This is a genomic window from Nitrospiria bacterium, assembly GCA_035498035.1.
GTDB lineage: Bacteria > Nitrospirota > Nitrospiria > JACQBZ01 > JACQBZ01 > JACQBZ01.
Window position 1 is genome coordinate 1 of sequence record DATKAN010000025.1, and the last position, 18,917, is coordinate 18,917.

Annotated in this window: 21 protein-coding genes; 2 read left to right on the top strand and 19 right to left on the bottom strand. The window is 59.5% G+C overall.

Translation table 11 applies throughout. From position 1 onward, the window contains the following. The 12 genes from VMN77_04350 to VMN77_04405 all read right to left on the bottom strand — a co-directional run. The coding region (locus VMN77_04350; protein HTN43010.1) for a hypothetical protein at window positions 1–204 on the bottom strand (204 nt) is incomplete at its 3' end. Further along, window positions 201–1,844, bottom strand: a complete 1,644-nt coding sequence (locus tag VMN77_04355) for an NADH-quinone oxidoreductase subunit M (GenBank protein HTN43011.1) — start codon at window positions 1,842–1,844, stop codon at window positions 201–203. The genes VMN77_04355 and VMN77_04350, both read right to left, overlap by 4 nt. A 288-nt stretch (window positions 1,845–2,132) precedes the next feature. Then, window positions 2,133–4,139 (bottom strand): NADH-quinone oxidoreductase subunit L, encoded by a 2,007-nt coding sequence (gene nuoL, locus VMN77_04360; GenBank protein ID HTN43012.1) that lies wholly within the window; start codon window positions 4,137–4,139, stop codon window positions 2,133–2,135. A 284-nt stretch (window positions 4,140–4,423) separates the two neighbouring features. Further along, window positions 4,424–4,726 carry an NADH-quinone oxidoreductase subunit NuoK gene (nuoK, locus tag VMN77_04365; GenBank protein ID HTN43013.1) on the bottom strand — a complete coding sequence of 101 codons (303 nt, stop codon included), beginning with the start codon at window positions 4,724–4,726 and terminating at the stop codon, window positions 4,424–4,426. Then, a complete protein-coding gene (locus tag VMN77_04370; GenBank protein ID HTN43014.1) occupies window positions 4,723–5,256 on the bottom strand; it encodes an NADH-quinone oxidoreductase subunit J in 534 nt (177 codons plus the stop codon). The genes nuoK and VMN77_04370 overlap by 4 nt, the downstream gene beginning before the upstream one ends. A gap of 10 nt (window positions 5,257–5,266) precedes the next feature. Continuing rightward, window positions 5,267–5,827 carry an NADH-quinone oxidoreductase subunit NuoI gene (gene nuoI / locus VMN77_04375; protein HTN43015.1) on the bottom strand — a complete coding sequence of 187 codons (561 nt, stop codon included), beginning with the start codon at window positions 5,825–5,827 and terminating at the stop codon, window positions 5,267–5,269. Continuing rightward, window positions 5,824–8,580 carry a molybdopterin-dependent oxidoreductase gene (locus VMN77_04380; protein HTN43016.1) on the bottom strand — a complete coding sequence of 919 codons (2,757 nt, stop codon included), beginning with the start codon at window positions 8,578–8,580 and terminating at the stop codon, window positions 5,824–5,826. The genes nuoI and VMN77_04380 overlap by 4 nt, the downstream gene beginning before the upstream one ends. A 98-nt stretch (window positions 8,581–8,678) precedes the next feature. After that, window positions 8,679–9,851, bottom strand: coding sequence for an NADH dehydrogenase (quinone) subunit D (gene nuoD / locus VMN77_04385; protein ID HTN43017.1), 1,173 nt, complete (start codon window positions 9,849–9,851; stop codon window positions 8,679–8,681). A gap of 83 nt (window positions 9,852–9,934) precedes the next feature. After that, a complete protein-coding gene (locus tag VMN77_04390) occupies window positions 9,935–10,444 on the bottom strand; it encodes an NADH-quinone oxidoreductase subunit C (GenBank protein HTN43018.1) in 510 nt (169 codons plus the stop codon). Window positions 10,445–10,448: 4 nt separating this feature from the next. After that, a complete protein-coding gene (locus VMN77_04395) occupies window positions 10,449–10,955 on the bottom strand; it encodes an NADH-quinone oxidoreductase subunit B family protein (GenBank protein ID HTN43019.1) in 507 nt (168 codons plus the stop codon). After that, window positions 10,946–11,323 (bottom strand): NADH-quinone oxidoreductase subunit A, encoded by a 378-nt coding sequence (gene ndhC, locus VMN77_04400; protein ID HTN43020.1) that lies wholly within the window; start codon window positions 11,321–11,323, stop codon window positions 10,946–10,948. Before ndhC ends, VMN77_04395 begins: the two co-directional genes overlap by 10 nt. A 194-nt stretch (window positions 11,324–11,517) precedes the next feature. Further along, a complete protein-coding gene (locus VMN77_04405; GenBank protein ID HTN43021.1) occupies window positions 11,518–12,099 on the bottom strand; it encodes a peptidylprolyl isomerase in 582 nt (193 codons plus the stop codon). Between the two features lie 185 nt (window positions 12,100–12,284). Between VMN77_04405 and VMN77_04410 the strand changes: the two genes are divergently transcribed. After that, window positions 12,285–12,596, top strand: coding sequence for an ATP-dependent Clp protease adaptor ClpS (locus tag VMN77_04410; GenBank protein ID HTN43022.1), 312 nt, complete (start codon window positions 12,285–12,287; stop codon window positions 12,594–12,596). Between the two features lie 99 nt (window positions 12,597–12,695). On the opposite strand, the gene VMN77_04415 is transcribed toward VMN77_04410, so the two are convergent. Both VMN77_04415 and VMN77_04420 read right to left on the bottom strand, forming a co-directional pair. Beyond that, the gene (locus VMN77_04415) at window positions 12,696–13,043 is read right to left on the bottom strand and encodes a hypothetical protein (GenBank protein HTN43023.1); all 348 of its coding nucleotides are present in this window, start codon (window positions 13,041–13,043) and stop codon (window positions 12,696–12,698) included. 15 nt (window positions 13,044–13,058) lie between these two features. After that, a complete protein-coding gene (locus VMN77_04420; protein HTN43024.1) occupies window positions 13,059–13,733 on the bottom strand; it encodes a methyltransferase domain-containing protein in 675 nt (224 codons plus the stop codon). 228 nt (window positions 13,734–13,961) lie between these two features. On the opposite strand from VMN77_04420, the gene VMN77_04425 reads away from it, so the two are divergent. After that, a complete protein-coding gene (locus VMN77_04425; GenBank protein ID HTN43025.1) occupies window positions 13,962–15,503 on the top strand; it encodes an MFS transporter in 1,542 nt (513 codons plus the stop codon). On the opposite strand, the gene VMN77_04430 is transcribed toward VMN77_04425, so the two are convergent. From VMN77_04430 to VMN77_04450, 5 genes are all read right to left on the bottom strand, one after another. Next, complete coding sequence (locus tag VMN77_04430; GenBank protein HTN43026.1) at window positions 15,500–16,231, bottom strand: DUF481 domain-containing protein; 732 nt, start codon at window positions 16,229–16,231, stop codon at window positions 15,500–15,502. The two genes, VMN77_04425 and VMN77_04430, sit on opposite strands and share 4 nt — an antisense overlap. 76 nt (window positions 16,232–16,307) lie before the next feature. Beyond that, entirely contained in the window at window positions 16,308–16,754 is a 447-nt protein-coding gene (gene mscL, locus VMN77_04435; protein ID HTN43027.1) for a large conductance mechanosensitive channel protein MscL, read from the bottom strand. A 90-nt stretch (window positions 16,755–16,844) separates the two neighbouring features. Further along, entirely contained in the window at window positions 16,845–17,633 is a 789-nt protein-coding gene (locus VMN77_04440; GenBank protein ID HTN43028.1) for a tRNA (adenine-N1)-methyltransferase, read from the bottom strand. After that, window positions 17,630–18,532: a TIGR00269 family protein gene (locus tag VMN77_04445; protein ID HTN43029.1), complete on the bottom strand. Its 903-nt coding sequence runs from the start codon at window positions 18,530–18,532 to the stop codon at window positions 17,630–17,632. The genes VMN77_04440 and VMN77_04445 overlap by 4 nt, the downstream gene beginning before the upstream one ends. A gap of 136 nt (window positions 18,533–18,668) precedes the next feature. Further along, complete coding sequence (locus tag VMN77_04450; GenBank protein ID HTN43030.1) at window positions 18,669–18,863, bottom strand: MoaD/ThiS family protein; 195 nt, start codon at window positions 18,861–18,863, stop codon at window positions 18,669–18,671. Window positions 18,864–18,917 lie beyond the last annotated feature (54 nt).

The window sequence follows — 18,917 nt, forward strand, 5'->3', positions numbered from 1 at the left end:
CCAGACGTACTGCTCCGTGAACTGATACCCGCCCGCGGCCGAATCGTAATTGTACAGGAGATAAAACGAGGCCAGCGTCGGGATCAGTCCGGCGATCGCGGCGACGGACCGAACCAGCAGCGGTTTCTCGTTCGGGATGAAGAGAAGCAGCGCCACCCCGACGAAGGGCGCGAACAGTATGATGGATAGAATGTGCTCCGTCATTTCACCGACCCCTCGGATGCACCGACGGCCGGAGCCGAATCGGCATGAGACAGAATCTCCAGAAGATAGGCATGGGGATTATTCGGATCGATCCGTACGACCGGATTCAAGGGCAGTTCCTTATTCTCTAGACGATCGACCACCGCACGGACCGAGGGCTCCATGCGGGAAAGCAGCGGCGCGGGATACAGCCCGATCCAGAGAATAAGACCGACCATAGTACAGGCGATCGCCGCTTCCCGGAAATTGAGATCCGGCATCGCGGCGACTTCCGGCTTTTCGATCTTCCCCAGCATCACCCGCTCGTACATCCAGAGCAGGTAGGCCGCTCCCAGGATCACGGCAACAACGCCGACGACGGCATACAGCGGGCCGGCCTTGAACGCCCCGACCAGTATCATGAACTCCCCGATAAAGACATTCGTCCCCGGAAGCGCCAGCGAGGCCAGTACGATGATCAGGGACAGCGTCGCAAACACCGGCACACGCTTCGCCAGTCCGCCGTAATCGTGTATATTGAACGAACCCCTGCGGTCGAGCAGGAAACCCACGACAAAGATCATGCCGGCGCCGGCGACGCCCAGGTTTACCATCTGGAGCAGCGCGCCCTCGATCCCGATCTGATTCAAGGCGAACAACCCCACCGTCACGAAACCGAGATGACTGATCCCGGCATAGGCCATCATCGTCATCAGATTCGGCTGGGACAGCGCGATGAACGCGCCGTAGATCAGCCCGATCAGCGCAAGCGCCATCATCAGCGGCACGGCTATTTGCGAGGCCTCGGGAGTCAGCGGCAGGTTGAACCGCAGGAGGCCATAGCTGCCCAGCTTCACGCCGGAGAGCATCACGCCCACCGCGATCGGCCCCTGAAGCATCGCGCTTGGGAGCCAGGTATGGAAGGGGAAGATCGGGCCCTTGACGGCAAAACCCAGAAAGACGAGCGCAAAAATCCAGAGCTGTTTGTCATAAGAAACCGGCGCATGCAGTAGTTTCTGGTAGTCAAACGAATAGGGTTCCAGGCCGCGGATCTGGGAGGCCCAGTCGCGATAATTCAAATAAAGAATGATAAAACCCACCAGCATCAGTACGCTTCCGGTCAGGTTGTACACGACGTATTTGAGCGCGGCGTAATCCCGTTCCGGTCCGGTCCCCCAGGTCTTGATCAGGAAGTACATCGGGATCAACATCACCTCCCAGAAGACGAAGAACAGAACGAGATCCAGCGCGATAAACACCCCGATCATCGTCGATTCCAGGATGAGGAGGCAGATCAGATATTCGCGGAGATTCTCCCGGACGCGGTCCCAGGAGTAAAGGATGGTCAAGACTGTCAGGAGCGCGGTGAGAATAACCAGAAACAGGCTGATCCCGTCGATCCCGAGATGATAACTGATCCCGAGCGGCGCGATCCAGGGGACGTACTCGACGAACTGCATCGCCGAAACGCCCGCGGCGAAATTGAAGAAGAGGAGAAGCGACAAGGCCAGCACGATGAGGCTGACGACAAGCGCCTCGACCCTCGCGGCGCGGGGATCCTTTCGCATCCAGAGGCTGACCGCTCCCGCAACGGGGAAGAAGATCAGCAGCGTCAATATGGGAAACCCGATCTGTTGATTCCAGAAAATTTGGAGGTTCATGCGATCCGCATTCTCCTAAATACGAGCAACTTTAATCCTGCCCCCTCGGCGGTTCCTGTCCTGCGGCTGAATCGTAGGCCGATTGGAGTTAGACCCGTCGGCTCCGGCGGCTTTCGTTTGACCCGGCTAAGGCTTGGCCGCTCAATTTTCCGAAGAGGATTTGCGGAAAATTGGCCCTCCGGGCCGCGTCCTTCGCCAAGCCGGGTTCCCCCACACGTAAGCCGAGTCGCCTCTTGGGCCCAACCCCAATCGGCCACCCGCCGAATGTCACTCAAAAGGCCGTTTGTATTAATTCCCAGAGCCAAGCGACAGCCGTGTTAACAGAACGGACATCGTCGTGTCACTGAAAAACCAGAGATACAGATTCACCAGAATAAAAATCCCGACCACGAGAAGCGCGGCGTAATGATGCACCTGCCCCGACTGAATCTTTCTCAAGATCCCCGCAGCGATATGATTCAAATAGCCGGTGATATTCAGTATGCCGTAGATCACGTACTTCTCGACCCAGGTGCTCATGGCCGCGCCGGCCTGTGTGAGATTCCCCACGGCGTTCACGATCCCGTCGATAATCCGGTCGTCGAATCGGTTCGCCCCACGGCCCAGAACCTTTGACGGCTCGACCACCGTCGCATCGTAAAACTCATCCACCCAGTACTTGTTGTAAAGAACGGAATGGGCCGTCGAAAACCGTCTCGCCAGCGCAACGGCCGCTTCGGGCTTCTTTAAATAAATCTGACGCGCCGCCAACCATCCGGCCAGTGCGATCCCCGCCGACAAAACCATCAAAACAATGTCCGTGGTGTCCAAGACATGCGCCTCCCGCACGCCGGCGGCCGGCCCGAGGAAATGGTGGATCCATCCTTCTTCCGGGGGAAATCCGAGCAGCAGCCCGCCCAGCAGCGAGAGCGCCGCCAACACGATCAAGGGATAGATCATCACGTTGGGCGATTCATGCAGGTGGTGTTCAACCTCATGATCCATCCGGGAGGGTCCAAAAAAAGTCATGTAGACCTGACGGAACATATAAAAGGATGTCATCGCGGCGGTGATCGGTCCCATGATCCACAAGACCAGAGGGCCGTTTCGGAACGCCGCGCCCATAATCTCATCCTTGCTCCAGAATCCGGCCAGCGGCGGAATTCCGGCCAGGGCCAATGCGCCGATGATGAAGACCGTGGCGGTCTTCGGGAGATGCTTCGCCAGGCCGCCCATCTTTCGCATATCCTGCTCTCCGCCCATCGCATGGATCACGCTTCCGGCCGACATGAACAGTAGCGCTTTGAAGAAGGCATGGGTGACGAGATGGAAGATGGCCGAGGCGTAAGCGCCCACGCCGCAGGCAAGAAACATGTAACCGAGCTGGCTGACGGTCGAGTAGGCCAGCACCCGTTTGATGTCGTACTGGACCAGGCCGATCGTGGCCGAGAAAAGCGCCGTTGCCGCGCCGATCGCGGCCACCGTCTCGAGGGAAACCGGCGCCATATTGAACAGGACATGGTTGCGGACGACCATGTAAACGCCGGCCGTCACCATCGTGGCGGCATGGATCAGTGCCGAAACCGGCGTCGGTCCTTCCATCGCGTCCGGAAGCCAGGTGTACAGCGGAAGCTGGGCCGATTTTCCGATCGCGCCGATGAACAGACAGAGCGTGATCGCGGTTGCGGTTGCGGTCGAGAGTTCGCCCGCGCGCGCGAAGACCTCGCTGTAATTGAGCGTTCCGAATTGGGCGAAGATCAAAAAGAGACCGACAAGGAATCCGGCGTCCCCGATCCGGTTCACGACGAAGGCCTTCGTCCCGGCCTTGATGGCCGAGGTCCGCTCGTACCAGTAGCCGATCAACAGATACGAGCAGAGACCGACGCCTTCCCAGCCGACGAACATCACGAGGTAGTTCCCGCCCATCACCAGGATCAGCATCGAAACGGTGAAAAGGTTCAGGTAGGTGAAGTAGCGGGCGTAGCCGGAGTCGCCGCGCATGTAGCCGATCGAGTAGGCATGGATCAGGAAGCCGACGCCGGTGATCACCATCATCATGACGGCGGTCAGCGGATCGATCAGGGCGTTGAACTCGATCGTGAGATCCCCGCCCGGAATCCAGGTGAAGAGGGTCGCGACCGCGGGCGATGGATCGCCGATCACACGCATCAGCGTCGCCGTGGCGACCAGGAACGAGAGCCCGACCGAGCCGACGGCCGTCGCGCTCACGGCGCGCTCGGACAGCCGGTGGCCGAACAGCCCGTTGATCAGAACGGCCAGCAGCGGAAAAGCCGGTATGAGCCAGATGATGTCCATCGCGTTATTTGTTTCTCATGATTTGCACATTCTGTCCTACGCTCGATCGAGGTCAATCATGCGCCGTTTGACACTGGACCCTTCGGCTCCGACGGCTTTCGTTTGACCCGGCTAAGGCTCGGCCGCTCAATTTTCCGAAGAAGCTCTGCGGAAAATTGACCCTGCGGGCCGCGTCCTTCGCCAAGCCGGGTGGCCCAAACGCAAGCCGAGTCGCCGCTTGGCCCAGTGGCAAACGGCGGCTGCAGAATGGGACGCCCCGCCTGCGGCCACCCGCCGATACACGGTCACCATTTCAACAAATTGATCTGGTCCACGTTCGTGGCGATCCGGCCGCGGAAGACGACGATGATGATCGCCAGGCCCACGGCCGCCTCGCCGGCGGCCACGGCGATGATGAACAGGGCCACGATCTGCCCGGCCATCGAATCCAGATAGGACGAGAACGCGACCAGATTGAGGTTGGCCGCGTTCAGCATGATCTCGACCGCCATTAATATAATGATAAAATTTCTCCGGATCAGCACACCGATCAGACCGATCACAAACAGTACCGAGCTCACCGCCAGGTAGGAGGACAACGGAATCATGGGGACGTCCTCTCCTTCCCGACCTCCGGGGGGCGGTCCTTGGCCAGCACGATCGCGCCGATGATCGCGCCCAGCAGGAAGACGCCGACGATTTCAAACGGAAGGAAGTAGTCGTTGAACAATACGATCCCGATCGTCTGACTGTGCCCGAACTGGGTGATCTTGTCCGGGGTCACATCCCCGGGCTTACCCGCAAAGGGCGAATGGAGGAGGAGCCAGAAGGCCTGGCCCGCGGCCAGCAGGCCGAAGAACATCCAAAGGGCGTAGCGGCGATGGAGATAGCGCTCCTCGCTCTTGAGGTTCAGGAGCATCAGGACAAAAAGATAGAGCACCAGGATCGCGCCGGCATAGATGATGATCTGAACCGCCGCGATGAACTCGGCGTTCAACAAAACAAAAAACCCTGCGATGTGGAACAGCAGGGATAAGAGGGCAAGGCCGCAATGGACCGGGTTTCTCAAACCGACGGTCAGCACGGCGCTCGCGATGCTGGCGAAGGCCAGATAGTAGAAGAACACCTGCTGGACCATGGACGGCCGGCTACTCCTTTTTCTCGGTCAGGACGGGGAACGGGAATTTGTACCGGTACGCTTTGGCGGTTTCATCGGCCTGTTCCTGACGGTGGGCCACGAGGTACGCCTTCGCGTCGGCGAAATATTTTTCGCCGATTTCGTACAGTTTCTTCTTATCGAAATAAAGGTCCCGCTTGTTTTCGGTGGAATACTCGTAAAGCTTCGTCATCCCGAGCGCGTTGACCGGGCAGGCTTCCACGCAGAAACCGCAGAAGACGCATTTCGTCATGTCGATGTAAAACTCGCTGGCGTAGCGGACCAGCGGCTTGTCCGGGATCTGTTCGCTCACGACCTTGATGCAGCGGGACGGGCAGGCCGCCTCGCACAGATCGCATCCCACGCAACGTTCCACTCCGTCGTCGTAGCGCAACAGGCCCAACGCCCCGCGATGCGTATCGGGCAGCGCCCGTTTCACGTGCGGGTATTGGAAGGTCACCCCTTTGCCGAACATATGCCGGAAAACCACCCATAAGGCCTTGACGATTTCCAGCATCAGGATCTTTTGAATCAGGCTGCGGCTTCGCTTCACGCGGAGGCTCCTTGTCCGTTGCCGCCCGGGGCGGAAGCCGCCTTCGGCTTGGCATGAATGGCGACCGCGCCCTGTTTGTGGTAAATCACGCGGGTGACCGGATCGACCTCGGCCGCGATCAGGTCCTTGACGGGCGGAGAGTTGAAATGCTCCGGGAAAAAGACCAACCCGGCCGGAAGACGGGGCTGAACCTCCACCCCGACCTCCGTCTGACCCGACGGCGATTTGAGGATCACCCGATCGCCCGAAGCCAGCCCGAGCCGCTCGGCATCCGCCGGACCGACCTGAAGCAGCGCCTTGTTATAGATCTTCATCAAGCCCTCGGCCCGGGTCGAATATTTTCCGGAGTGGTACAGGATCTGGCCCAGGACCAACGTGAAGGGATAATCGGCCGGGACGGAAGACGGATCGGGGCGGAGCTTCACGGCGTAGCGCGCATGGGTTTCCTGCGCATAGCCGTTGTTGAGGTAAGCGGACAGGTGGATCGGCAAGGGCTCCGGCTTCGTCGTAAAATAGCCCGGAATCGTCTTGGCGATCTCGCGGTGAATTTCCTTGGCGCTCCCGTACTCCAGCGGAACGTTCATCCTCCAGGCCAGCTCCGAGAAAATCTCCCAGTCCGGTTTGCTTTCCCCGATCGGCTCCAGGGCCATGCGGACGGGATTGACCTTGCCCTCCATGCTGGTAAAGCTCCCTTCCTTCTCGGCGTAGGTCGTCGCCGGCAGGACGACGTGGGCCAGCCGGCCGGTCTCGGTCAGGAAGGGATCCTGCACGATCACGAGATCGATCTTCGAAAGCGCCTCGGCCGCGCCCATCGAGGCCGGAAGGGTGCCGACCGGATCTTCCCCCACGATGTAGAGCGCCTTGATCTCGCCCCTCCGGGCGCGCTCCAGGATCCGGGCGAGATCGGCGGAGGGCGTGGTCGGGAGCTCTTCCCGCCATTCCCTCGAAATTTTGGCCCGGGCCTCGGCGTTCTGGTACTCCGACGCCCCCGGAAGGAACTCCGATGCCCCGCCCATGTCGATCACGCCGATTTCGTTGTTCTCCTCGCACAGGGCGTTCAGGCCGGCGCCGTCCTTCTCGAAGCAGCCGGCGACGAGCGCAAGGTCCACCAGGTTCAGGACGTTTTGATAGCCGTTCCGCCGCTTCGTGATCCCTTCTTCAAAGAGGATCACCCCGCGTTCGGCCTTGGCCAGGATCTCGGCCGCCTCGGCCAATCGTTCCGGGGCGATCCCGGTCTCTTCGGCCGCCGCCCCGATCGGGACGGCCGCCGCGGCCGCCTTCAAGGCCTCGACCGCCGACGGATATTTCTGCAAAACGGTCTCGTCGCACAAGCCGCGCTCCAGGATGATCCCGACCAGCCCCTGGATCAAGGCGCGTTCCGAGCCGGGTTTGATCGCCAGATGATGGGTGGCCAGCTTGGCCATGGGGGTCGAGATCGGGTCGGCCACGATCACCTTCGCCTTGTATTTCCGCAAGGCCTCCTTCACCCGGATATTGAATACGGGATGCGTCTCGGTGATGTCCGACCCGATGATGAAGATCGCATCGGCCTTCGTCACCTGCTCCGCGTTGTTCATCATACGGATGCGGGGGGTCCCGAAGGCCTTGCGCAGGGCCGCGACGACATTCATCTGGCCGTAGCGTGCGGTGCTGTCGATCTGGTTCGTCCCCAGGCCGACCCGCATGAATTTCTGGAAAAGATAGATGTCCTCGTTGGTGCATCGGGCCGAGATCAGGCCGGCGATCGCCTGTCCGCCGTGCTCCATCTTGATCTTCGACAATTCCCCGGCGACGAGGTCCTGGGCGTCCAGCCAGGGGGTTTCGGCCAGGCGGCCCTCTTTTCGGACGAGAGGAAGCTTGAGCCGGTCAGGGCTGTTGACCATCTGAAACCCGAAGCGGCCCCGCCCGCAGATGCCGCCGTGTCCCTTGGCGGTATCGGCCCGCTCCCCCCACTTGGACTTCCACGACAACTTGGAGGTGACGCGGACGATCCGGTTGTCCTTGGTCTCGACCGCGATCTGGCAGCCGTCGCCGCAATACGGGCAGGTGGTCAGCGTCTTCTTCATCTGCCAGGGCTTGTAGAGGTATTTGGAGAACTTGTTGGTGATGGCGCCGACCGGGCAGACCGCGAGACAGTCGCCGCAGAACTCGCAATAAAGCGGCTTGTCCTCCTTCGCCGTCACGATCGTGTTGCCGTCTTTTTTCAGGAAGGTCAGCGCGTCCACCAGCTGGACCTCCTTGCAGACGTTGATGCACTGTCCGCAGACGATGCAGCGGTTCATGTTGAAGTCGAGGACGAGGGACCGGGTGTCTTCCGGGATCCCCTTCTGCTTCACGTTGGGCACCTCGCCGATGCCGAACTGGAAGGTGAAATCCTGAAGCTCGCAATGGCCGTCGGCGTCGCAAACCGGACAGTCCAACGGATGGGTGGACAGATGCTTGATCAGCGCCTTTTTCTGGGCCTCCTTCATTTCCGGCGTCTCGGTCCGGACGACCATGCCGGCCTGGGCCGAGGCGGTGCAGGAACGGACGGGCGCCTTTTTGCCCTCGACCTCGACCAGGCACATCCCGCAGGACCCGAAGGGCGTGAAGGTGTAGTGGTAGCACATCGCCGGGATGATCTTTCCCATCCCGCTCAGCACATCGTAAAGCGACCGGCCCGAGGTGGCCGTGACCTTCTGGCCGTCGATCGTGAGCTCGATCTCCTCCCCGGCCCCCAGGAGCCTCGCTTCTTTTGCGTCTCGTGTACCCATTTCGCTTTTTCCTCGTTGAACGCTTCGTGAGGAGTGAAGAGTCAGGCGTGAGGAGACAGATTTTTCTCCTTACTCCTTACACCTCACTCCTTACTGCCTTACCGATCACACTCCCCCATCACAATGTCGTAGGTTCCAAAAATCGTGACGATGTCGGCGATCATGTAGCCGCGGGCCATATAATCGAAGGCGCCCATGTGAACGAACGAAGGGGCGCGGATCTTCAGGCGGTAGGGTTTCCCGCTCCCGTCGCTCACAATATAAAACCCGAGCTCGCCCTTATGCGCCTCGGTGCCGCAATAGATTTCACCGGGCGGCGTATTGAACCCCTGCGTGAAGAGCTTGAACTGACGGATCATATGCTCCAGGTTCGTGAAGACCTTGTCTTTTTGCGGAAGCGTCACGCGCGGGTCTTCCACCATGTACGGCCCTTGCGGCAGCTGATCGAGGCATTGCTTGACGATCTTGGCGCTCTCCTTCATCTCCAGGATCCGGATCCAGTAGCGGTCGTAGGTGTCGCCGTTCTTTCCGACCGGCACCTCCCACTGGACCTTGTCGTAGGCCCCGTAGGGCTCGTACTTTCGGAGGTCGTAATCCACGCCGGAGCCCCGAAGCGTCGGCCCCGACAGCCCGAAGCTGATCGCATCCTCGGCCGAGATTACGGCGATGCCCTTCGTCCGCGCGAGCCAGATCCGGTTGGTCTCCAGCAGCGCGTTGTACTCGTCCAGCTTTTCGCTGAAGTTCTCCAGAAATTTGTAGAGGTGATCGATCAGCTTGGGGCTGATGTCGTTTTCGACCCCGCCGATCCGGTACCAGGTCGTCGTGAGCCTCGCGCCGCACAGGTCGTCGAAGAAGTCCAACAGCACTTCCCGTTCCCGAAAGGTATAGAAGAAAACGGTCATCGCGCCGATGTCCAGCGCCTGCGTCCCGAGCCAGAAGAGATGGCCGATGATCCGCTGGATCTCGGCCACGATCGTCCGGAGGTACTCGGCCCGCTCCGGCACCTTCATGTCCAGCAGTTTTTCGACGGCGCGGACGTAGGCGAAGTTGTTGTACATCGCGCAGACGTAATCGAGGCGGTCGGTGTGCGGGATGAACTGGTGATACGTCCCGTCCTCGGCCAGCTTTTCCACCCCGCGATGGAGGAAGCCCAAAACCGGCGTGGCCTTGACGATCCGCTCCCCTTCCAGCTCCAGGACGACCTTCAAGACGCCGTGGGTGCTGGGGTGCTGGGGACCCATGTTGAGCATCAACTTCTCGGTCCGGAGCAGCGGAAGCGCCTTGTTCGGCACGGGAACTCCGGCCACGGGATGCTCGGGCGCGGGTTCGACCGTCTTGGGGTTGGTTTCCGTCGTCATGTCGTCTTCTTGTGAGACCCCTCGGTGATGAACTCGAACGTGTCGCGCCACCCTTTTCCGGCCAGGGGAAAATCCTTCCGGAGGGGATAGCCTTCGTCGTACTCGTCCGGCATGAGGATGCGGCGGTGATCGGGATGGTGATTGAAGCGGATCCCCATCATGTCGAACACCTCCCGTTCCATGAAATCGGCGCCCTTCCAGATCCCGGTCACCGAATCGATCGAGCCGTCCTCCTCCGTCACGCGGGCCTTGATCCGGATCCGCTCGCGGCGGCGGATCGAGTAAAACTCGTACACCACCTCGAAGCGCTCCGGATCTTCCGGATAATCGACCGAGGAGACATGGACGATGTAATCGAAGTCCATCCCGGGATCGTCGTGCAGGTAACGGCCAACCGGAACGATCGCGTCCTTTTTGACCGTCACGGCCAGGTCGCCCCGCCATTCCTTCGCCGAGAGGAAGGCCTCCGGAAACCGGGCCTGGATTTTTTCCGCGTTCGGATGCATGGCCTTAAACCTTCGTCGCCCCCAGGATCGGGCTTTTGATGAAAACCTTTTGCTTCATGATTTTCTGCTGGAGTTTTAATATTCCGTCGAAGAGGGCCTCGGGAGTGGGAGGACAGCCCGGAACGTAAATGTCCACCGGAACGAAGCGGTCCACGCCCTGCACCACGGCATAGCTGTTATAAATATTTCCGGACGTCGCGCAGGAGCCCATCGCGATCACGTACTTGGGCTCCGGCATCTGATCGTAAATCTTCCGGATCACGGGGGCCATGCGCCGGCAGACCGTCCCGGCCACGATCATCAGGTCCGACTGCCGCGGCGATGCGCGGAACACGCCGGCCCCGTAGCGGTCGATGTCGTACCGGGCCGAGACCGCCGCCATCATCTCGATCGCGCAGCAGGCCAGGCCGAAGGTCAGGGGCCAGAGGGATCCCTTGCGGGCCCAGTTGACCGCCTGCTCGATCGTCGTGGTTACGAGGCCGCCCTCGCCGTCCAGGGTTCCTACTCCCATTGCAGGGCTCCCTTCCTCCAGGCATAGATATAGCCGAAGACAAACAAGCCGATGAACACCACCATTTCAAAGAGTCCCCAGAATCCGATCTTGTCGAAGACGATCGCCCAGGGATAAATGAAGATCATCTCGACATCGAAGATCACGAAAAGCATCGCGATGATGTAATACCGGACCGGAAATGGATTCCGCGCATCCGAGATCGGCTCGCTCCCGCATTCGTAGGGGGATAATTTTTCTTCCAGGTCCAGACGCGGTTGAACAACGTTGCTGAGGAGCAGCGTGACCCCTCCGAACCCGATGGCCAGCACGATAAAAATAAAAATCGAAAAATACTGGGAAAGGTAGGCTGCCGTCTGGGAAATCATCTCACTCCTTTGCAACGATCGAAGGGCTTTGATCGGTCTTTATTTTTACCAGGTTTTCAACAATATCATGCTTTTAAAGCTTGGTCAAGGGACTATAAGTCCCATGCGGATGGGCCAAAAGACCTATAAAGAGGGTACAACTCACCGTTGTTGATCCGGAACGTGTGGGAGATTTCCTAACCGATCCGGGGACGTTATTTGGGAAGGTCTTGTGAGTCCGACTTGTTTTGAGCCTGGATATCGAGGATTTTAACATCGAAAAAAAGCGTTTTACCGGCCAGGGGATGGTTCAGATCAAGGATGACCGTCTTTTCCTTAATCTCACTCACCCGGGCATTGATCGGATGGCCCGTAGGGTCGGTCCCTTCAAGGGGGGTTCCGATGACCAGGGCTTCCGGCGGGATTCGGGACTTATCCACTTCCTGGACGGCGTTGGGATCGACTTCGCCGTATCCGTCTTTCGGGACGACCTTGATCGTTTTTTTGTCGCCCACCTTAAGCCCCTCCAGTGCCGTCTCGAGACCGGGAACAACCTGGTGCTCTCCCTGAATAAATTTAAACGGTTCGCCCCCCACATTGGAGTCGACCGTGGTCTTGTCCTCGAGTTTTAAAGTGTATTCGATCGAGATCTCTTCGCCGGCCGAGACCGTCATGAGTTTGGCGCCCGCTGCGGATTCGCCCCGGGCCGGGTCAAGCCCCAAGGGCAAGGCCGCCAGTGACAGGCTCAGGATCCAGGTCCATTGCAACGTCATTTTCAGACTCATTTTCGATTTCATTTTCGAATGTTCCTTCGCGATCATTTGTTCCACTCCCCCAGCCCATCCTTACCAGGACCGTGGGCTTTACAGGGTTGGGCCACTATACAGACAATCGGTCGGAAAAGCAAGATAAAGTTGTGCTGCGACAGCCTTTATGTCTATGTTATAATGCGAAAAAAAACCAATACGACTACGGAATTCCGATGCCCACGATCACTCAACCCGGCACGATTCAAGAAACGGACGAAGCGATCCGTGAAAAAACGCTCCCGCCTTACAAGGTGATTTTTCTGAACGATAACGTCACAACGATGGACTTTGTGGTCCATATCCTGATCGCGATCTTCAAAAAGGATCCCGCCACGGCGGTCGAGTTGATGCTCGAAACCCACAATACCGGCGCGGCCGTCGTGGACGTGCTGCCGTTGGAAGAGGCCGAGCTGCGCCAGCAACAGACGATCGAAGCGGCCCGCTCGGCCGGCTTCCCCCTTCGATGCGTGATCGAACCCGCCTGATCGTCTCCCTAATACATTGAAAAAGGGAATTTCGTAGGGGCGTACGGCCGTACGCCCCTACTCAGTCCTGACAGAGGCCTTCATCACCGAAAAGCTCTGTCACATGATGACGAAATGCATCGCGAAGTCGAGGGCGGTGCCGATGACCGAGGCGAGGTAGAGCGGCCCGGTCGGGCTCGGGCCGGTCTTCCAAAAATATACGGCGTTGAAGATCAGGATGGCGTTGTAGAAGATATTGATCACCTGATGGGCGATCGGCACGCGGGTCGCGAAGTAGGTGGTGATGAAGATCAGCGCCATCGGAAGGATGGAAAGGATCAGCGCCTTGGGCTCGCGGCGTTTCTTGATCACCACCACGAGGGCCCAGACCAGGGCGACGAAGACGACGAGGAAGAAGATATGGGCCAGAAAAAAAAGATGCGGATTGAACGGTACGCCCCGGTGCATGGGATTAGCCCATCCTCAATTGGATGTCATGGTGCCCAAGCGGGCCCGTTCCGGATAAGAAACACCGTTGATCGGCTTCCGATTGACGCACTGGACGATATGCCAGTAGTTAAAGGGGTTGACTTTGAGATTTTGTTCGACATCCAGACAGGTTCGATCCAGAAGCGACTCCAGCGAAAGATCCGAGCGGAAGCCGATCCAGGTGCAAAGGGGCGAGATCGTTTTTTCGACCCGGGAGACCAGGCGGTTTCCGTTGGAAAAATGGTTGAGCAGGACGATTTTCCCGCCGGGGCGGCAGACGCGGATCATCTCGGCCAGCACGGCCCGGGGACGCGGGACGGTGCTCATGACATACGCCGCCACGACCGCATCAAAAAGATTATCCCGAAAGGCCATGTGGGTGGCGTCCATCTGTTGCAGATAGACGTGATCCAGCCCGAGCCTCTTGATCTTCTTGGCGCCCTGCTCAAGCATCGGCCCGGTCAGGTCGATCCCGATGACGGAACAGTTCCGGGGATACAGGGGAAGTGAAAGGCCCGTTCCCACCCCGACCTCCAGTATACGGTCGCCCGATTTTAAGTCCAGCAAATCGATTGCTGCGGCACGGGAATTATGAAAAATCTTTCCGAAAAGCAGATCGTAGAAACCGGAGTAAGCAGAGTAAACCTTGGTGACCTTCTCCGTATCCATGTGGCCTCCTCATGCGTCCAAACCCTAGCCCACAAGTTTAGAGAGAAACATAGATTCGTCTAAGTTGAGGATCGGCCGGGGCACCCCCTCTCCCCAAGACTGGGCAACATAAACGCCGTCCGTACTCTACCCGATTTAAGCCGGAAAAGTCAAACAACGCTTGCCACGACCGGGGGCGTGGTATATACTTCCGCAGGTTTTTACAATCCCTGCGATGGAGACCGCCCTATGAAGCGTTCCCTGCTGGTTCGGCCCGGGGACATCAACGCGTTTTTCGGACTGATGCTGGACAACGTCACCCAGCTGGTCATTTTAAGCGGGATCCTGATCGGTGTTTTTGGGTTTCCAAAGGAACTGGTTCTCTACAGGATCGTTCCGGGATCGGTGGTCGGCGTTCTCATCGGGGATCTGGTCTATTCGGTCATGGCGGTCCGCCTGGCCCGGAAAACCGGGCGCGCGGACGTCACCGCGATGCCGCTCGGGATCGACACCATTTCCCTGTTCGCCTTTTCGTTCGGGATCATCGGTCCGGCCTTTGCGGCCACAAAAGATCCCGAGGCGGCCTGGCGAATCGCCACGGCGGCGATCGTCGTGGCGGGAGGGGTCAAAATCCCCCTGGCCTTTCTGACCCCCTATCTCCGACGGCTGGTGCCCCGCGCCGGATTACTGGGTCCGATCGCGGGGATCGCCATTCTCATGATCGGTTTTTTCCCCTTGCTCAAGGTGTTCCACCAGCCCCTCGTCGGTTTTCTGTCGCTGGTGATCATCCTAACCGGTTTTATCGGACGCGTCCGGCTGCCCGGGGGTATCCCGGCGGCCTTCGCGGGCGTCGCGGTGGGCGTCGCGCTTTATTATTCCCTTTCGGCCGCGGGCCTGATCCCCCCGGAAATCCGGACCGGCCCGGGTGCCGGGTGGCGCGTGGCGCTGCCCCGGCCGACGGCCGGATTCATCCAGGGCCTGTCCGGCCTGGGTCCGTATTTGGCGCTCGTGCTTCCCTTCGCGCTGACCATCGTGATCGGGGGCGTCGATGTGACCGAGAGCGCCGCGGCCGGCGGCGACGAGTATAACGCGCGCGACATTGTATTGACGGACGGGATCTCGACCTTGATCGGCGGACTGTGCGGCGGGGTGCTCCAGACCACGCCGTATATCGGCCAGCCGGCCTATAAAGACATGGGCGCCGGAGCGGGCTACACGCTCGCCACGGCTTTATTTGTCGGACTGGGCGGGGTGCTGGGCTATCTGGCCTGGATCGTGAACATCATTCCGGAAGCGGCCGTCGCGCCGATCCTCGTTTTCATCGGTCTTGAAATCCTGGCGCAGGCCTTCTCGGCCACGCCGGCGGCCCATCACAAAGCCGTGGCGATGGCCTTTCTTCCGGCCATCGCCTATCTCGTCCTCATCCAGGTCACCTCGGCCCTCGGCGGCGCCGGCGTGTCCGTGGAGAAATTGACGGGAGACGCGGCCGTCACGGTCCGGACGATCACGATTCTGGCGAACGGCTTCATCATCTCTTCGATGCTGTGGGCCGGCGCCTTGAGCATGATCATCGATCATCGTTTCAGGGCCGCGGCCGCGTTTCTCGCCGCGGGCGGAATCGCGGCCCTGTTCGGCGTGATCCATTCCCCGTTTCCCGACGGCCGGCTGTTCTGGCCGTGGGCGGCCGACTCCCCCGTCCCGATCGCCCTCGCCGCGGCCTACCTTCTCTCGGCCGGATGGTTGGCCGCCCTCGACCGGTTCCATACGGGCGCCAAAGCGGCCCCGTCCTAAAATGTGTACAGCAAGGCCGTCTTGAAGGTCCGGTCGCTTTTCTCGTGATCCGGCGGCGGAAGGTTGTCGTAGGCGACATCGAAGGACACCTTCAAGGCCAGACTTCCAACCAGATTCGTAATCACGGCCGTTTCCTCGTTGATCAGATAATCCTGTCCATTTTTCAAATTCGGCAGGTATTCCACCCATTCATCGAAGCGGTTCTTTTCGGTGAAATTGTGGGTGTAACCGGCGAAGACGCGCGCGCTCGGAAATCCCCGATCCGGGAACGGGTTGATCTGGTCCTCGTGAATATAGCCGGCGCCGAGCTCCGTCTTCAAAACGTCGGCCGGACTGTTGAGGAGGTAATACCCGATACCGCCCTGATAGGTATAACGGAACTCGATTCCCTGGAACGTGTTTCGCTCCGTCTTCTGGAGAAGATAGAGGTAGCTGCGTTCGGTGAGATTTCGATCGTATTTGAGGGATCCGGACCAGCTCTCGTCCGACGTGACGTCGTTGCTCTCGGCATACATGGCGCTGCCCTGTAGCGTGAGCTTGGAGGATGAAAAGTTTCGCTCGACCTTCAGTTCGCCCGAAAACGTCTTGGACGAGCTGTTGCCGGAGGTTTCCACATAGGCCAGTCCCACGCTCCCTTTCCAGGGCGGGGGAGGTTCATCGGCCCAGGCCGGAACCGTGGCGCTTCCCATTAAACCCGATATCAAAACAAGAGAGATGATCCGCTTCATATTGAGTTCCTCCCGGTCGAACGAATGACAATGGTCGAGTTTGGTTTTTACACCCCATGGGTGGCACGACAAACCCTTACTTCGCCCTTTCCACCTGAGCCGTGCAATGAGGACAACGGGTCGCCTTGATCGAGATCGCCGAGAAGCAGTAGGGGCAATCCCGGGTGGTGGGCGCGGCCGGTTGCGCGGCCGGCTCCTTCTTCAATCGATTGATCTGGCGAATCAGCATGAAGATGACAAACGAGACGATGAGAAAATCGATGACGGTATTGATGAACAGGCCGTAGTTGATGGTCGCACCGCCGGCCGCCTTCGCCTCGGCCAGCGTCCGATAGGGCTGTCCGGATAGACTCAAAAACAGTCCGGAAAAATCCACATTGCCGACCAGGAGGCCGATGGGCGGCATCAAGATATCGTTGACCAGCGAGCTGACGATCTTCCCGAAGGCCGCGCCGATGATGATCCCGACGGCCATGTCGATGGCGTTCCCCTTTATCGCGAATTCCTTGAATTCTTTCAGCATGGGTGCCCCCTCCTCGTGGTTGCGGTATTCAATTTATATCGGATCTGAATCGGAATGGCGCAAAACGATATCGAAACTAAACAAAGCGCATCAGGTTGTTTCCTGCGGAACCACACGCCGCGCAACGGTCAGAAAGGCCGAATGCGCCACCATGCGGTGGTCGGGGCGGACGGAGCGTCCGTCGATATTCCAGGTGCGAAGAAGCGTCTCGAAGGATTCTATGAACCCGAAACCCTTCTCGGCCCGGAGGGCCGCGACGACCTGCTGGACTTGAGGAACGGTCGGGAGCAGACAGAGAAAAACTCCGCCCGGACGAAGGGCCGTGACGGCATGCGGAACCACATGCCAGGGTTCCGGAAGGTCGAGCACCAAGCGGTCCACCGGTCCGTCCTCGATCCCTTCGTAAATATTTTTCAGCCGTACAACGAGATTCGTCGTCGGCCCCAGAAATTGGTTGATGTTCTCCTGGGCCCGCTTGGCGAAGTCCTCGCGGATCTCATAGGAAATCACAAAACCTTTCTCCCCCACGGACCGAAGCAGCGCCATCGTGAGCGCGCCGGAGCCGATTCCGGCCTCCAAAACCTTCGCGCCGGGGTAGATATCGGCCCACATCAGGATCAGTCCGAGGTCTTTGGGGTAGATCACCTGTGCGCCGCGCGGCATTTTAAGGACATACTCGGCGAGCGTCGGTCGGAGGGCGATGAAAGGCGTCCCGCGGGAGGTTCGGACCGAAACGCCCTCCGGCCGGCCGATCAGATCGTCATGCGAAAACCGCTCGCCGCTGAACTGGAAGACGCCGCCCTTTTGCAGCACCACGCTGTACCGCCGGCCTTTGTTACTGACGAGATGGATGCGATCCCCGGGGCGCAGGGCTGTCATGTCGCGGCCTTTACCTTTTCCAAAATCCGGCAGTAGGAGCAGATCGCTCCCGTGGTCGGTTGGCCGCAGCGGGTGCAGGATTGAATCTTTTCGTCTTCGCGAAACAGGTCTTCCCCTCTGCGTCGCTCCAGAAAACCGAAGTAGAAGGCCTGCTTCGTCCCGGGGGCGTCCGCCTCGAGCCGGTTCAAGACCTCCTTGTTCACGAGCATCTTGGACCCGACGCTCATCGGGCATTCCTCGATCACGTAGTCGATCTTGTTGACGACCGCATAGGCCGTGATCTCGCGCTCGGCCAGGCGGTAGAGCGGCTTGACTTTTTTTACCAACTTTTCATGGGTGGAGGGAAGCGCCGGCGACTGCTTGGCGAGATAATCCTCCTGCCACCGAAGGAGATTGCCCAAGAGACGGGACGCCTCGTCGTCCAAATTGTGGCCCGTCGCCAGGACGTCGAATCCACGGTCGCGAGCAATCCGGTTGAAATTGTACCGCTTCATCACCCCGCAGGCGGAACAGGGACTCCGGTCGGTCAGGTCGGCGAGTTCCAGCACCCCGGCTCCCTCTTCCTCTTTGAGAGAATGAACGATCAGCTCGACGGAGCGGGACCGGGCGAAGTCGGCCGTTTTCCGGTGGGAGGCCTCGGAATAATCTCCGATGCCCTGCTGGATATGCAGACCGGCCGTGTCATAGCCCAGGCGAATCAGAATGTCCCACAGCGTGAGGCTGTCTTTTCCACCCGAAACGGCCACCAGAATCCGGTCGGCGCGTTCGAACATCTTCTGGTCATGGATCGCCCGCCGGACCTGCTCGAGGACGTAATCGTTCAGGCAAGCGGCGCAAACCGAGGTGTTATGCCGCGGCATTTTCAGAACGGCCTTCCCGCCGCATCGTCGGCAGCGCAAGCTACGGATCTCCTCTATTCACAGGCAAAAGCGGGTCCTGTCCTTCAGCAGCCCCACCGTGCTCGCCACCCCGCCCGGTGTAGGGACCCCGGCTGCGCTCGGTGGGGCGCCCCGCTTCGGCCACCCGCTTTTGCAGTTATCCCCCCGATATCACCGGCCGTATCTCGATCATATCGTCCTCCCGCAGCGCTTCGTCTTCCGTGACCAGCTCATCGCCCCGGAGGACCAACACGGCCTCCGGCAGAAGATCCAGTCTCTTCAACAGCTGGCCGACGGTCTTGGGCCCCTTGATCTCGGTTTCCCGTTTCGGATGCTGCAAGAGGATACGCATGCGGGCATCATACTCCCAAGTCCACCCCGTTTTCAACGGTTGACAGAAAAAAAG

Coding starts and splice junctions, on each gene's coding strand:
- VMN77_04440 (HTN43028.1), bottom strand. CDS start 17,633: ATGACAGCCCTGCGCCCCGGGGATCGCATCCATCTCGTCAGTAACAAA.
- VMN77_04405 (HTN43021.1), bottom strand. CDS start 12,099: ATGAAATCGAAAATGAGTCTGAAAATGACGTTGCAATGGACCTGGATC.
- VMN77_04395 (HTN43019.1), bottom strand. CDS start 10,955: ATGGGAGTAGGAACCCTGGACGGCGAGGGCGGCCTCGTAACCACGACG.
- VMN77_04430 (HTN43026.1), bottom strand. CDS start 16,231: ATGAAGCGGATCATCTCTCTTGTTTTGATATCGGGTTTAATGGGAAGC.
- VMN77_04370 (HTN43014.1), bottom strand. CDS start 5,256: ATGGTCCAGCAGGTGTTCTTCTACTATCTGGCCTTCGCCAGCATCGCG.
- nuoK (HTN43013.1), bottom strand. CDS start 4,726: ATGATTCCGTTGTCCTCCTACCTGGCGGTGAGCTCGGTACTGTTTGTG.
- mscL (HTN43027.1), bottom strand. CDS start 16,754: ATGCTGAAAGAATTCAAGGAATTCGCGATAAAGGGGAACGCCATCGAC.
- VMN77_04410 (HTN43022.1), top strand. CDS start 12,285: ATGCCCACGATCACTCAACCCGGCACGATTCAAGAAACGGACGAAGCG.
- VMN77_04390 (HTN43018.1), bottom strand. CDS start 10,444: ATGCATCCGAACGCGGAAAAAATCCAGGCCCGGTTTCCGGAGGCCTTC.
- VMN77_04355 (HTN43011.1), bottom strand. CDS start 1,844: ATGAACCTCCAAATTTTCTGGAATCAACAGATCGGGTTTCCCATATTG.
- VMN77_04415 (HTN43023.1), bottom strand. CDS start 13,043: ATGCACCGGGGCGTACCGTTCAATCCGCATCTTTTTTTTCTGGCCCAT.
- VMN77_04450 (HTN43030.1), bottom strand. CDS start 18,863: ATGCGTATCCTCTTGCAGCATCCGAAACGGGAAACCGAGATCAAGGGG.
- VMN77_04420 (HTN43024.1), bottom strand. CDS start 13,733: ATGGATACGGAGAAGGTCACCAAGGTTTACTCTGCTTACTCCGGTTTC.
- nuoL (HTN43012.1), bottom strand. CDS start 4,139: ATGGACATCATCTGGCTCATACCGGCTTTTCCGCTGCTGGCCGTTCTG.
- ndhC (HTN43020.1), bottom strand. CDS start 11,323: ATGATTTCCCAGACGGCAGCCTACCTTTCCCAGTATTTTTCGATTTTT.
- VMN77_04425 (HTN43025.1), top strand. CDS start 13,962: ATGAAGCGTTCCCTGCTGGTTCGGCCCGGGGACATCAACGCGTTTTTC.
- VMN77_04380 (HTN43016.1), bottom strand. CDS start 8,580: ATGGGTACACGAGACGCAAAAGAAGCGAGGCTCCTGGGGGCCGGGGAG.